This window comes from Agreia sp. PsM10 (assembly GCF_030433855.1).
Classification (GTDB): domain Bacteria; phylum Actinomycetota; class Actinomycetes; order Actinomycetales; family Microbacteriaceae; genus Agreia.
Genome location: NZ_JARUXC010000012.1, coordinates 22,113 through 35,143 on the forward strand (window position 1 = coordinate 22,113; position 13,031 = coordinate 35,143).

Genomic DNA, 13,031 nt, shown 5'->3' on the forward strand with positions numbered 1-13,031 from the left:
CGGCTGCCGTGAATCGAATGTAGCGCGTGTGCCGTGGCTCGTCGGTCAGCCGTGGGTCGTCACCCAGACGGCGACGACCGACAGAGCCGCGATAAAGACCCACGAGCCGAGGCCGACGATCAGGGCCCTCCACCCCGTGCGCGCCAGCTCGGCGAACCGGATGCCCGTACCGAGCGCGAACAGGGCCGTGGCGAGAAGGGCCGTCTGCAGAACGTCGGCCACCTCGAGCACCCCGGCGGGCAGCGGAACGAGCGTGCGCACGAGCACTGCGGCCAGGAATCCGAGCACGAACAGGGGCACGATCGGCGGGCGCTTCGACGAGCGTTCGTCGACGGCCGAGTCGGCCGAGCCGGAAGACAGCGGGGCGCGGCGCCGCTCGACCGCCCCCACGATCGCGACCATCGGGGCGAGCGTGAGAACGCGGGTGAGCTTCACGACCACGGCGGCGGAGAGGGCGACCGGGCCGGCGATCTGGGCGGTCGCGACGACCTGGCCCACGTCGTGCACGCTGAGACCGACCCAGGTGCCGAACTCCGATGCGTCGAAGCCGAGCGGGATGCGGGCGAGGGGGAGCAGCACGATCGCGAGGGTTCCGCAGAGGGTCACCAGCGCGATGGGGGTCGCGCTCTCGGAATCCTTCGCGCGCGTGACCGCACTCATGGCACCGACGGCGGATGCGCCGCAGATCGAGAATCCCGCGGCGATGAGCAGCGGCTGGCGGCCGGGCAGACCCAGCATGCGGCCGAGAAGCAGCGTGACGCCGAAGGTGAGCACGACGACCATCACGATGGCGACGATGGTGACCACGCCGAGGCCGGCGATGTCGACGAGGCTCAGCTTGAGGCCCAGCAGCACGATGCCGATGCGCAGCAGCCGCCGCGCCGAGAGCGAGAGGCCCGGCTTCAGAGGGCCGTCGAGCAGCGGTCGCAGAGCGGGGATCTGAGCGACGATCATGCCGAGGGCGACTGCAGCCGTCAGCAACGGAACGGCGGGAACCGCGAGGTGTATGAGAAAAGCGGCGAGCGCGGCCGCTCCGGCCGCAGACATGCCGGGCAGCCAGGCGGGCAGGGCTCGCCCTACCGCCACGAGGGCAGCCAGTAGTGCAGCGAGAGGAACCATCCGGGAACGGACTGCGCGGTCCAGACCGGATAGAAGAAGGCGCTGACCGCGGCGCAGATGATGAGGAACGCGATCACCGCACGCACGCCGCCCACACGCATCCATCGCGGATCGGTGCGTCTGCCCAACGCGAGCCCGATCACGAAGACCAGCCCGAGGATCAGATAGGGCTCGAAAGCGATCGTGTAGAACTGGTAGATCGTGCGGTTGATGTAGAGCAGCCACGGCAGGTAGCCCGCGGCCATTCCCATGAGGATGAAGCCGACGACCCATTCGCGTTTGCGGATCAGACGATAGACGAGATAGAGCAGTGCCGCCGTGCCTGCCCACCAGATGATGGGGTTGGCGATCGACGTGATGTTCTCGTAGCAGGTGTCGGCGCCGCAGCCGCCCTGACCGTTCTCGATCGTGCGGATGTACATCTGGGTGGGGCGGATGAGGAACAGCCAGGTGAGCGGATTCGCCTGATAGGGATGCGGTGTGTGCTCGTTGACGTGGTAGTTGTAGACCGCAGCCTCGAGATGCCAGAAGTTCTGCGCCCAGTTGGGCACCCACGCGAGAGGGCCCGTCCAGTACTCGCCCGAGGACTGCACCCACTGGCGGTACATTCCGCCCGAGGTGAGGAACCAGCCCGACCAGGTGGACAGGTAGACGACGATCGCGACCGGCACGGTGAGCAGGAACGTGACCGGACCCTGCTTGAGGATCGCACCGGCCGCCCAGAGGGGAAGGCCCGCGCGGCGCCGCGCGAGGGCGTCGACGACCACGAGATACACGGCGAAGGCCGCGAGGAAGTACAGCCCAGACCACTTGACGCTCGATGCCAGACCGAACAGGATGCCTGCGGCCAGCACCCACGGGCGCCACCACAGGGCAGGGCCCCACTGAGGTACCCGGCCGCGCTTCTCGGCCGCCATGATCTTCATGTCGAGGCGGCGGTTGTGCCACTCCCGATCCATGAGCACCGCGCCGACGCCGGCGAGGGCGATGAGCGCGAAGATGCCGTCGAGAAGCGCCACCCGACTCATCACGATGGCGTGGCCGTCGATGGCCATCAGGAATCCGGCGACCGTCGCGAGGAAGGTGGAGCGGAACAGCTTCTTGGCCACGAGCGTGGTCAGCAGAACGAGCAGGATTCCGCAGACCGCGACCGAGATGCGCCAGCCCACGCTCGAGTCGGCGCCGAAGACGGCGAGCCCGAGGGCGATCACCCACTTGCCGAGGGGCGGGTGGACGGCGAACGACCCCTGCTGGAGGAAGCCGTCGGTGTCTCCCGCGTTGAACGCCTCGTCGGCGTCGGCAGGCCACGAGGACTCGTAGCCGTTGCGCAGGGTCGTGTAGGCGTCTTTGACGTAGAACGTCTCGTCGAAGACAAGCGAGTGCGGGTGCCCGAGGTTCACCAGTCGCAGGACGGCCGCCAGCAGGGTGACCGCGATCGGCCCGCCCCAGGTCCAGAGGCGCTGCCTCTGAGGCGTCGAGAGCATGCGCCCCCACCAGTCGTCGAGTCGCGAACCGGTCGGCTCGGGCGCGATAACAGGAGGGCTCTGCAGGTCGGTCACGTGCCCCATCGTAAAGGCTTCTTCACACGCGGCTCGTCGTCAGCGAACACCCAGAAGCGCATCGACACGAAGATGAAGCCGGCCACGAGCACGATCGCCGCGAGCTGCACGAGCAGGGGATCGAATTCCAGATGCTCGACGAAGATCGCGAGGATGGCGACGTTGATGCCGTAGCCGACCGCATTGACGACGAGGAACCTCACCACGGAGCGTCGCGCGCTGCCCGCGTGCGCGAAGGTGAATGAGCGGTTGCCGACGTAACTCACGATCATGCCCAGCGCATAGGTGATGCTGGCGGCCGCGATGGCGGGAACCCCCGCGATCGTCATCACCGCGAAGAGTCCATACGCCAGAAGATTGTTCGCGACCCCGAGCGCGCCGAACCGCACGACCTTGCTGCGCCACAGGGTGCCGAGGAGTCGGCCGAAACTCATGCCCACTCCTTGTCTCACGACTGCTCGATACTCTTAGGCAATGATCATCCTCGCGGGCACGCCCATCGGCAATCTGAAGGATGCGTCGGTGCGGCTCGTCGAGACGCTCGAGGCCTGCGAGCTCATCGCCGCCGAAGACACGCGTGTCGCGATCAAGCTGCTGCGCGCCCTGAATCTCGAGAACCGGCCCCGGCTGGTGGCGCTGCACGATCACAACGAGAGGGAGAAGGCGGCCGAGCTCGTGGAATTCGCGCGCACGGCCGACCTCGTCGTGATGAGCGACGCCGGCATGCCGACCGTGTCGGATCCCGGATTCCACCTCGTGGCCGCCGCCGTCGCCGCGGGTGTCGAGGTCACCGCGATCCCCGGTCCGTCGGCGGTGCTGATGGCGCTCGCGGTCTCGGGCCTGCCCACCGATCGCTTCACCTTCGAGGGCTTTCTTCCCCGCAAGCAGGGGGAGCGGCTGCAGGTGCTGAAGGGCCTGTCGAGGGAGCCCCGCACGATGGTCTTCTTCGAGTCGCCCAACCGCATCGCCGCCTCGCTCGCCGACATCGTGAGCGCGCTCGGCGCCGATCGCCGCGTCGCCGTGGCGCGGGAGCTCACGAAACTGTACGAGCAGGTGAAGCGCGGCACTGCATCCGAAGTTCTGGAGTGGGCCGAGGCCGGCGTGAAAGGCGAGATCGTGATCGTGGTGGCCGGGGCGCAGCCACTCGAGGTCGACCTGCCCACGGGGGTGGCCCAGGTGCTGGAGCTCGTGGCCGACGGCACGAGGCTGAAGGACGCGTCGGCCGCCATCGCAGAGGCGACGGGGCTGTCGCGGCGCGACCTGTACGAGGCGGCGTTGGAGCATCGCACGGGGCGCACTCCGGCGAACGAGCAGGCGCAGCTGCCGCTTCTGTAGCGCGTAACACGCGGAGGCGCGCCTTTATGATGGGGAGCATGTCCGACGGCTCCTCGTTTTATATCACCACGCCTATTTTCTATGTGAATGACGTGCCCCACATCGGGCACGCCTATACAGAGGTGGCCGCAGACGTCCTCGCGCGCTGGCACCGGCAGGCAGGTGACGACACCTGGTTCCTCACCGGAACCGACGAGCACGGTCAGAAGATCCTGCGCACGGCCACCGCCAACGGCGTCACGCCCAAGGAGTGGGCCGACCGCCTCGTCGAGACGGCCTGGCAGCCCCTGCTCAAGACCATCGACATCTCGAACGACGACTTCATCCGCACCACCGATGAGCGCCACGAGGTCAACGTGCAGCTCTTCCTGCAGCGCCTGTTCGACGCCGGGTACATCTACACCGGTGAGTACGAGGGCTACTACTGCGTGGGCTGCGAGGAGTACAAGGCCGACAGCGATCTCGTCGACGGCACGGGAGAGTACGAGGGCCAGAAGGTCTGCGCGATCCACTCGAAGCCCGTGGAGCTGCTGAAGGAGCGCAACTACTTCTTCCGCATGAGCGAGTTCAGCCAGCGGCTGCTCGACCTCTACGAGGAGAACCCGAACTTCATCCAGCCCGAGAGCGTGCGCAACGAGATCGTGTCGTTCGTGCGACGCGGCCTCACCGACCTGTCGATCTCGCGCCAGACGTTCGACTGGGGCATCAAGGTTCCGTGGGACGAGTCGCACGTGGTCTACGTGTGGTTCGACGCCCTGCTCAACTACATCACCGCCGCAGGATACGGCCACGACGACGAGGCGTTCGCCCGCCGCTGGCCCGCCACGCACATCGTCGGAAAAGACATCGCCCGCTTCCACGCCGTGATCTGGCCCGCCATGCTCATGGCCGCCGGGCTCGAGGTTCCGAAGCAGGTCTTCGGCCACGGCTGGCTGCTCGTCGGCGGCGAGAAGATGTCGAAGTCGAAGCTCACGGGCATCGCGCCGAACCAGATCACCGACACGTTCGGTTCCGACGCCTTCCGCTACTACTTCCTGCGCGCCATCAACTTCGGCCAGGACGGCTCGTTCAGCTGGGAGGACCTGTCGGCGCGCTACCAGGCCGAGCTCGCCAACGGCTTCGGCAACCTCGCCTCGCGCGTGATCGCCATGGTCACCCGCTACTTCGACGGCGTCATTCCCGACGCCGGGGTTCTGGATGCGCCGGATCAGGCGATCCGCGACACCGAGGTGCGGGTGACGGCCGCCGCCGACGAGGCCATCTCTCGACTCGCCATCCACGAGGCCATCGCCTCGATCTGGCAGCTCGTCGACGAGCTCAACGGGTACATCACCCTGCAGGAGCCGTGGGCACTGTCGAAGGATCCGGCGAATCGCGAGCGGCTCGGAACCGTACTGAACACGGCGGTACGAGGAATCGGCACGCTCGCCGTGCTGCTCTCGCCCGTGATCCCCGAGGCCTCGAGCAAGCTCTGGACCGCGTTGAACGGTGCGGGCTCGGTCTCCGACCAGCCCATCCGCTCGGCATTCGAGTGGGCCGGCGGCACCACGGTCTCCACCCTCCAGCCGCTGTTCCCGCGCATCGAGTCGAGCGAGTCCGACGGGTCGGGCGCGTAGTCGTGCCTACCGACCACAGCTATCCGCCGCTGCCCGAACCCCTCGTGGTGGGTGTGTACGACAATCACACGCACTTGGACCCGCCCCCTTCGACAGGCTCGGGGGACGACGAAAACGACGTGCCCGAGCGTGAGGTGCTCGACTACCTCGAGCAGCTCGACAGGGCATCGAGCGTCGGGGTGCGCGGAGTGGTGCAGGTCGGCGGCGACGTCGAGTCGAGCATCTGGTCGGCCGAGCAGGCCGCACGCGAGCCGCGCATGCTGGCGGCCGTGGCCATCCACCCGAACGAGGCGCCTCGGTACGACGCGGCGGGCGAGCTCGACGATGCGCTCGCCGTGATCGCCGAGCTGGCGACGCGTCCGCGGGTTCGGGCCATCGGCGAGACCGGGCTCGACTTCTTCCGAACGGGCGAAGAGGGGCGGGCTGCGCAGTTCCGCTCCTTCGAGGCGCACATCGAGATCGCGAAGCAGAACGGTCTCGCCCTGCAGATCCACGATCGCGACGCGCACGACGACGTGATCGAGACGCTGCTGCGGGTGGGTGCGCCCGAGCGCACCGTGTTCCACTGCTACTCCGGCGACGGAGCGATGGCCCGCATCTGCGCCGACAACGGCTGGTACATGTCGTTCGCCGGAACGGTCACGTTCAAGAACGCCGAGAACCTGCGCGACGCGCTCGAGGTGGCGCCCAGGCAGCTGCTGCTCGTCGAGACGGATGCGCCGTTCCTCACTCCGACGCCGCTGCGCGGGCGGCCCAACGCCCCCTACCTGCTGCCGCACACCCTGCGCTTCATGGCGTCGCATCTCGGCACCGACGTGTCGATGCTCGCGGCGCAGATCACCTCGAACACCGAACTGGTCTACGGCACGTGGGATTCCGAGCCGGTGATCGCCGAATGACCCCTCCGCTCCCTGAGCCTGTCGAAGGAAAGCTCCTCGGCCCCGCCGAGATCCGCGACCTCGCCGAGCTTCTCGATCTGACGCCCACGAAGAAGCTCGGGCAGAACTTCGTGATCGACGGCAACACGGTTCGGCGCATCGTGCGCGTCGCCGGCGTGCAGCCGGGGGAGACCGTCGTCGAGGTCGGGCCGGGCCTCGGGTCGCTGACCCTCGGCATCCTCGAGACCGGAGCGAGCGTCGTGGCCGTCGAGATCGACAAACGACTCGCCGCCCAGCTTCCCGACACCGTTCGCGCGCTGCAGCCCGATGCCCGCCTGACGGTCGTGCGCGACGATGCCATGAGCATCCAGAGCCTGCCGGATGCGCCGGTTCGGCTGGTCGCGAACCTTCCGTACAACGTGTCGGTTCCCGTGCTGCTGCACTTCCTCGAGCACTTCCCGTCGATCCAGTCGGGGGTGGTGATGGTGCAGGCCGAGGTCGGACACCGGCTCGCCGCGGTTCCCGGATCGAAGATCTATGGCAGCCCGAGCGTGAAGGCCGCCTGGTACGGCGACTGGAAGACGAGTGGAAACGTGAGCAGGCAGGTGTTCTGGCCCGTTCCCAACGTCGACTCGGTGCTGGTGTCGTTCCAGCGCCACGAGACCCTTCCCGACACCGAGGAGGTGCGCGTGCGCACCTTCGAGGTCGTCGATGCAGCCTTCCAGCAGCGCCGCAAGATGCTGCGGCAGTCGCTGATCCCGGTGTTCGGAGACACGCAGCATGCCCAGGCCGTGCTCGAGCGCGCCGGAGTGGAACCCACGATGCGTGGAGAAGCGCTGACGATGGAGGATTTCCACCGCATCGGTCGCGCCTCGGCCGAGGCCTGACACCCGTTACCGTCTGTGACGAGGAGGTGAATCGACCCCCTCGACCCTTGCTAGCGTTGGATCGCACCCCCTCCCGACAGCAACCCTGGAGACACCTATGTCCACTCTCACTCGGCGCATCGGCGCCGTCGCCCTCACGGCCGCGCTCGTCGCGGGCGTCTCCGCCTGTTCGTCGTCGGATGCCGGCTCGTCCGACGACGCGTCGCTCGACAAGTCGATCATCCTCATCACGCCGACCGCCGTCGGCTCGAACAACTTCCTGAAGCTCGCCGTCGAGGGTGCAGAAGCCGCCGGCAAGGCGAACGGCGCCAAGGTCGACATCTACGAGAGCAAGGACCCGGCGTCGATCCAGCAGAACATCGACGAGGCCGTGCGTGCCGCGCCCGACGTGATCATCGGCGTCTCGTTCAGCGTGCTCGACCAGGTCACGGCCGCAGCCGCCGACAACCCCGACCAGCAGTTCCTGCTGATCGACACGTCGGCCGAGGAGCCCACCGACAACCTCACCGCCGCCGTGTTCAAGGAGTACGAGTCGAACTACCTGATCGGCGTCGAAGCGGGCCTGCTCACGCAGACGAACAGCATCGGCGCGATCGGCGCCCTCGACACCCCGTTCATCCACCGCTGGATCGACCCTTTCTTCGCGGGGGCCAAGAGCGTGAACCCCGAGGTCAAGACGACCCAGCAGTACGTGGGCGGCGACAACCCCTTCGGTGACCAGGCCCGCGCCAAGGCGCAGGCCCAGATCATCGCCGACTCGGGTGCCGACTACGTGAACGCGGCGGCCTCCGCCGGAAACCTCGGTGTGTTCGAGGCCGCGGCCGCGGGCAGCTTCAAGGCCTTCGGTGTCGACTCCAACCAGTGCCTCGAGTCGCCCGGAAACGTGGTCGACAACTCGATCAAGCGCGTCGACGTCGCGGTCGAGAACGCGGTGAAGGACATCTTCGCGGGCAACGGCGGCGGCTTCAAGTCGTACGGCCTCGCCGAGGGCGGCGTGGGCGTGACCGGGCTCGAAGACGACGTCGCGTCGTCGAAGTGCCTCATCGCCGAGCACCCCGATGTGATCGAGAAGGTCGCCGAAGTGCGCGACCAGATCGTCTCGGGTGAGATCACCGTCGAGGATCCCCTCACCGCCGGATGAGCACCGCCGCAGTAGAGCTGAGAGCGATCAGCAAGAGGTTCGATGCCGTCGTGGCGAACGACGGCATCGACCTCGTGCTGGCCCGGGGCACCGTTCACGCCGTGATGGGTGAGAACGGTGCGGGCAAGTCGACCCTGATGTCGATCCTGTTCGGCCTGGTGCGCCCGGATTCGGGCGACATCGTGGTCGACGGAGAGACGCGCTCCTTCCAGAGCCCCCTCGACGCCATCGCCGCGGGACTCGGCATGGTGCACCAGCACTTCAGACTCTTCGACTCGATGACCGTGGCCGAGAACGTGGTCTTCGGCGCCGAGCCCACCCGGGGCGGCCGCATCGATCGTGCCGCCGCAGCCGAGCGGGTGCGCAGCCTCGCCGATCGCTACGGGCTCGACACCGATCCGCAGGCCCGGGTCGGAGACCTGTCGGCCGGAGCGAGGCAACGCGTCGAGATCCTCAAGGCCCTCCACCGCGACGCCCGCATCCTCATCCTCGACGAGCCGACCGCCGTGCTCACCCCCTCCGAGGTCACCTCGCTGTTCACCGTGATCCGGCGGGCTGCCGAAGACGGCACCACGGTGGTGCTCGTCACCCACAAGATCCAGGAAGTGCTCGACGTGTCGACCGAGGTCACCGTGCTGCGCGACGGCCGGGTCTCCGGTCGATTCGTCACGGCCGACACCACATCGGCCGAGCTCGTGCGCGCCATGACCGGCCGCGAGGTCGAGATCGTCGCCAACCCGGGAACGGGAACGCTCGGCGAGACCGTCCTCGAGGTCGAGGGCGTGTCGGTCACGGATGCCCGCCTCGAGCGGGTCTCGAACGTCTCGCTCTCGGTTCGCCGCGGCGAGATCGTCGGCATCGCCGGCGTCTCGGGAAACGGCCAGCACGATCTCGTGGCCGCCGTCCTCGGAACGACCCCCGTCTCGGCCGGGCGCATCCGGCTCGGCGACCACGACATGACGGGCGCGCCCGTCGCCGCCCGTCGGGCCGCCGGCCTCGCGGTGATCCCCGAAGACAGGCGCGGCGAGGGCAGTGCCGTGACGATGTCGATCACCGAGAACCTCTCGCTCGGCCACCACAGGCAGCCGCCGATCGGCTGGCCGACAGGCTTCGGCAGGGGCTGGATGTCTCTGGCCGCCGCCCGCACACGCGCGAGCGAGCAGATCTCGTCGTACGACATCCGCACCTCGGGCGAGAAGCAGCCGGTCGGTTCGCTCTCCGGCGGCAACGCGCAGAAGGTCGTGATCGCTCGGGAGCTGTCGTTCGACGCCCCGCTGCTCATCGCCGAGCAGCCCACCCAGGGCGTCGACGTGGGGGCCATCGAGGCCATCCACGGGCGCCTGCTCGACTATCGGGCGTCGGGCCGCGGCATCCTGCTCGTCTCGCATGAGATCTCGGAGCTGCTGGCCCTGGCCGACCGGGTTCTCGTGATGTTCGCCGGCGAGATCGTGGCCGAGTTCGACCGGTCGCGGGCGAGCGCCGAGCGCATCGGTGCCGCCATGGCCGGAGCCGCAGCGGCGGCCGGGGAGGAGTGGACAGCATGATCGCCAGACTGACCCGGCATCCCGCCGTCGTGCCCATCGGGGCCGTCGTGCTGGCGATCCTCATCGGCGCCGTCGTGATCCTGCTGGCCGGGCTCAACCCGATCGACGCCTACGCGGCCGTGCTGCAGGGGTCGCTCGACGTGCGCAATCTCGACTACACGTTCTCGGTCTGGGGCTTCATCTGCGGCATGGGACTGGTCGCCGCCATCCCGCTTCGCATGGGCGAGTTCAACCTCGGCGGAAACGGACAGCTCGTCCTCGGAGGCATCACCGCCTACGTCGTGGCCAGTCAGCTCGGCCTGCCCGGAATCGTCGCGGTGCCCCTCGCGCTGATCGCGGCGATGCTCGTGAGCGGCGGCTTCGCGGCCGTATCGGCGCCGCTCGCCACGCGCTTCGGAATCCCGATCATCATCTCGACCCTGCTGCTGTCGCCCGTGGCCGTGGCCGTGGCGTCGTACCTCGTGCGCTTTCCCCTCGCGGAGAAGGGATCGGGCAACGCCCAGACGCCCGTGCTGCCGGAGGACGCGCACATCTGGAGCCTCGGCGACCTGCGCTACACCACGGTCGGTCTGCTGCTGATCATCGCCGTCATGGTGATCTTCTACATCGTCGATTCGCGCTCGGCCGTCGGCTTCGAGCTGCGCGTCACCGGAGCGAACCGGCGCTTCGGCGAGTACGCCGGCCTCAAGCCCGGGCGACTCGCGCTCGGAGCGATGGGTTCGGCCGGAGCCGTGGCCGGCCTCGTCGGCGCGATCATCGTGCTCTCGTCGCCCTACCGCTTCATCGACGGGGCGCTCATCTCGCCCGGCTACACGTTCGCCGGACTCGCGGCGGCCCTGCTCGCCGGCGGTCGACCGGCGCTCGTGCCCGTCACCGCCATCCTGTTCACCATCCTTCAGGTCGGGGGAGCGAGCATGGAGCGCACCGCCGAGGTTCCCCGTCAACTCTCCGACGTGCTGCAGGGCGTGGTCATCGTGATCCTCGCGCTGCGCGTGGTTCTCGACCGTCGGCGGGCCGGCGCCGGAAAGGACAGCTGATGAGCATCTTCGAGTGGAGCTTCGTCGCGGCCGTGCTCACCAGTGCGACGCCCATCCTCTTCGCCGCCCTGGCCGGAGCCCTGTGCGCGCAGGCCGGCGTGTTCAACATCGCCCTCGAGGGGCAGATGCTGTGGGGCGCGTTCGCGGCCGTCGCGGGCAGCTACTACACCGGAAACGCCTGGGCCGGAGTGCTCGTCGCGGTGCTCTCGACCGCCATCTACTCCGTGATTCTCGCCGTAGGCGCGGCTCGGTGGAAGGCCGACCCCATCATCATCGCGATCGGCACGAACCTGCTGTCGCTCGGGCTCACCGGCTTCCTCCTGCGCGTTCTCTTCGACACCTCCGGATCGTTCGCGCCGCAGGGACTCGACGGCATCGGCACCATGCCCTTCCTGAAGGGCATCCCCGTGATCGGCGATGTGTTCGCCGGGCAGTCCGTGCTGGTGCCGCTGGCGTTCGTGCTCATCGTGGCGGCGGGCCTGTGGCTGCGGCTCACGCCCGGCGGGCTGCGCCTGCGCGGCGTGGGCGAGCATCCGGATGCCGCGGCCACGCTGGGCATCGGCGTCGCCCGGTACCAGACGTGGGTCACCATCCTCGGCGGCGGACTCTGCGGCCTGGCCGGAGCCCAGCTGTCGCTCGGCAACGTGACCCTCTTCACCGAGAACATGACTGCCGGTCGCGGATGGATCGCGGTCGCCGCGGTCATCCTCGTCGCCAACAAGGCCTTCTGGCTGCCCGTCGCCTGTCTCGGCTTCGGCGCTGCCGAGGCGCTCGGCTTCCGGCTGCAGGGCATCGGCGCCCCGCAGCAGCTCACCGACGCCGCGCCCTACGCCATCACCCTCGTCGTTCTCGTCATCATGCGCGTCGTGGTGACGCGCCGACGCACGCACGCCCTCACACCCAAGGAGACCCTCGTATGACCGCAGCAGAGCCGAGCGACGTGCGCCACATCATCGTCGACACCGACACCGGAATCGACGACGCCCTCGCGCTGCTCTACCTGGCGGGACGTGACGATGCCGAGATCTCGGCCATCACGAGCGTGTACGGCAACACCCCCGTCGAAGACGCGGTCGCGAACATCGCCCGTGTTCTGAAGATCGCCGGGCTCGAAGACACCCTTGTCGCTCGAGGCGCCGCGGGACCGATCAACGGCGAGCCGCGCATCGCCGGCCACGTGCACGGGGGAGACGGCCTCGGCGACCTCTACAGCGAGAAGCTGGAGCCGAAGAACCTGTCGCCGCTGTCGTCGGCCGAGTTGCTGGTCGAGCTGGCGTGCTCGCGCCCCGGCTACTACGACCTGCTGCCGATCGGCCCGCTCACCAACGTCGGCCTGGCTCTCGAGATCGAGCCCGAGCTGCTGACGCTGTTCCGGTCGACGGTCATCATGGGCGGCTCCGGGCCGTTCCCTCCGCTCGGCACTGTGCAGATGGTGGATGCCAACATCCATAACGACGCCGAGGCCGCCGCCCGGGTGTTCGCCGCGCCGCGCACGAACCTCGTGATGGTGGGCGTGAACGTGACCGCCGGCACCATCGTCGACGAGGTCGCCGTGCAGGCTCTGCACCGCGCGGGCACGGAGTGGGGCACCTTCTCGGCCGAGATCCTCGAGGCCTACATGGACTTCTATCAGTTCTCGTGGGGGCGCCGGGTCTCACCGGCCCACGACGGACTGGCCGCAGCGCTGCTCGTGCAGCCCGAGTGGATCACGTCGTCGCTGAGCGGACCGGTCAACATCACGACCGACGGGTTCGCGACGCGCGCCCACCTGCTGCGCACGCACGAGGGTCTGCCCGTGAGTTGGCCCGTCACGCCCGCCCCCGACACGCAGGTCGTTCTCGACGTCGACAGGCAGGCATTCCTCGCCGACTTCGTGTCTGTGCTGGCTGGCCTCGGGAGGGCATAGCCGGTCGCT

General features: G+C 68.4%; 12 protein-coding genes. 9 read left to right on the top strand and 3 right to left on the bottom strand.

The features are described 5' to 3' along the window. Positions 1 to 45: 45 nt before the first annotated feature. The 3 genes from QCD70_RS14290 to QCD70_RS14300 are packed head-to-tail and all read right to left on the bottom strand — an operon-like array spanning position 46 to position 3,112. Positions 46 to 1,047 (bottom strand): YeiH family protein, encoded by a 1,002-nt coding sequence (locus QCD70_RS14290; RefSeq protein ID WP_301217573.1) that lies wholly within the window; start codon positions 1,045 to 1,047, stop codon positions 46 to 48. A 29-nt stretch (positions 1,048 to 1,076) separates the two neighbouring features. Beyond that, entirely contained in the window at positions 1,077 to 2,678 is a 1,602-nt protein-coding gene (locus QCD70_RS14295; RefSeq protein ID WP_301217406.1) for a dolichyl-phosphate-mannose--protein mannosyltransferase, read from the bottom strand. Continuing rightward, complete coding sequence (locus QCD70_RS14300) at positions 2,675 to 3,112, bottom strand: GtrA family protein (RefSeq protein ID WP_301217408.1); 438 nt, start codon at positions 3,110 to 3,112, stop codon at positions 2,675 to 2,677. The genes QCD70_RS14295 and QCD70_RS14300 overlap by 4 nt, the downstream gene beginning before the upstream one ends. A gap of 40 nt (positions 3,113 to 3,152) precedes the next feature. Between QCD70_RS14300 and rsmI the strand changes: the two genes are divergently transcribed. The 9 genes from rsmI to QCD70_RS14345 all read left to right on the top strand — a co-directional run bounded on the left by rsmI (position 3,153) and on the right by QCD70_RS14345 (position 13,022). After that, positions 3,153 to 4,013 (top strand): 16S rRNA (cytidine(1402)-2'-O)-methyltransferase, encoded by an 861-nt coding sequence (gene rsmI / locus QCD70_RS14305; RefSeq protein ID WP_301217410.1) that lies wholly within the window; start codon positions 3,153 to 3,155, stop codon positions 4,011 to 4,013. A 38-nt stretch (positions 4,014 to 4,051) separates the two neighbouring features. Beyond that, positions 4,052 to 5,629: a methionine--tRNA ligase gene (gene metG / locus QCD70_RS14310; RefSeq protein WP_301217412.1), complete on the top strand. Its 1,578-nt coding sequence runs from the start codon at positions 4,052 to 4,054 to the stop codon at positions 5,627 to 5,629. A gap of 2 nt (positions 5,630 to 5,631) precedes the next feature. After that, entirely contained in the window at positions 5,632 to 6,528 is an 897-nt protein-coding gene (locus tag QCD70_RS14315; RefSeq protein WP_301217414.1) for a TatD family hydrolase, read from the top strand. Beyond that, the gene (gene rsmA, locus QCD70_RS14320) at positions 6,525 to 7,394 is read left to right on the top strand and encodes a 16S rRNA (adenine(1518)-N(6)/adenine(1519)-N(6))-dimethyltransferase RsmA (protein ID WP_301217416.1); all 870 of its coding nucleotides are present in this window, start codon (positions 6,525 to 6,527) and stop codon (positions 7,392 to 7,394) included. Before QCD70_RS14315 ends, rsmA begins: the two co-directional genes overlap by 4 nt. Before the next feature lie 97 nt (positions 7,395 to 7,491). Then, the gene (locus QCD70_RS14325; protein ID WP_301217418.1) at positions 7,492 to 8,535 is read left to right on the top strand and encodes a BMP family ABC transporter substrate-binding protein; all 1,044 of its coding nucleotides are present in this window, start codon (positions 7,492 to 7,494) and stop codon (positions 8,533 to 8,535) included. Then, positions 8,532 to 10,079 (top strand): ABC transporter ATP-binding protein, encoded by a 1,548-nt coding sequence (locus QCD70_RS14330; protein WP_301217420.1) that lies wholly within the window; start codon positions 8,532 to 8,534, stop codon positions 10,077 to 10,079. The genes QCD70_RS14325 and QCD70_RS14330 overlap by 4 nt, the downstream gene beginning before the upstream one ends. Then, positions 10,076 to 11,116: an ABC transporter permease gene (locus QCD70_RS14335; RefSeq protein ID WP_301217422.1), complete on the top strand. Its 1,041-nt coding sequence runs from the start codon at positions 10,076 to 10,078 to the stop codon at positions 11,114 to 11,116. Before QCD70_RS14330 ends, QCD70_RS14335 begins: the two co-directional genes overlap by 4 nt. Continuing rightward, positions 11,116 to 12,036 (top strand): ABC transporter permease, encoded by a 921-nt coding sequence (locus QCD70_RS14340; RefSeq protein WP_301217424.1) that lies wholly within the window; start codon positions 11,116 to 11,118, stop codon positions 12,034 to 12,036. Before QCD70_RS14335 ends, QCD70_RS14340 begins: the two co-directional genes overlap by 1 nt. Next, positions 12,033 to 13,022, top strand: a complete 990-nt coding sequence (locus QCD70_RS14345; protein ID WP_301217426.1) for a nucleoside hydrolase — start codon at positions 12,033 to 12,035, stop codon at positions 13,020 to 13,022. Before QCD70_RS14340 ends, QCD70_RS14345 begins: the two co-directional genes overlap by 4 nt. The last annotated feature ends 9 nt before the right edge of the window (positions 13,023 to 13,031 follow it).

Bases quoted from the DNA above. Each gene is read 5' to 3' on its own strand.
- QCD70_RS14290 (WP_301217573.1), bottom strand. From the start codon at position 1,047: ATGTCTGCGGCCGGAGCGGCCGCGCTCGCCGCTTTTCTCATACACCTC.
- QCD70_RS14300 (WP_301217408.1), bottom strand. From the start codon at position 3,112: ATGAGTTTCGGCCGACTCCTCGGCACCCTGTGGCGCAGCAAGGTCGTG.
- rsmI (WP_301217410.1), top strand. From the start codon at position 3,153: ATGATCATCCTCGCGGGCACGCCCATCGGCAATCTGAAGGATGCGTCG.
- metG (WP_301217412.1), top strand. From the start codon at position 4,052: ATGTCCGACGGCTCCTCGTTTTATATCACCACGCCTATTTTCTATGTG.
- rsmA (WP_301217416.1), top strand. From the start codon at position 6,525: ATGACCCCTCCGCTCCCTGAGCCTGTCGAAGGAAAGCTCCTCGGCCCC.
- QCD70_RS14325 (WP_301217418.1), top strand. From the start codon at position 7,492: ATGTCCACTCTCACTCGGCGCATCGGCGCCGTCGCCCTCACGGCCGCG.
- QCD70_RS14330 (WP_301217420.1), top strand. From the start codon at position 8,532: ATGAGCACCGCCGCAGTAGAGCTGAGAGCGATCAGCAAGAGGTTCGAT.
- QCD70_RS14335 (WP_301217422.1), top strand. From the start codon at position 10,076: ATGATCGCCAGACTGACCCGGCATCCCGCCGTCGTGCCCATCGGGGCC.
- QCD70_RS14340 (WP_301217424.1), top strand. From the start codon at position 11,116: ATGAGCATCTTCGAGTGGAGCTTCGTCGCGGCCGTGCTCACCAGTGCG.
- QCD70_RS14345 (WP_301217426.1), top strand. From the start codon at position 12,033: ATGACCGCAGCAGAGCCGAGCGACGTGCGCCACATCATCGTCGACACC.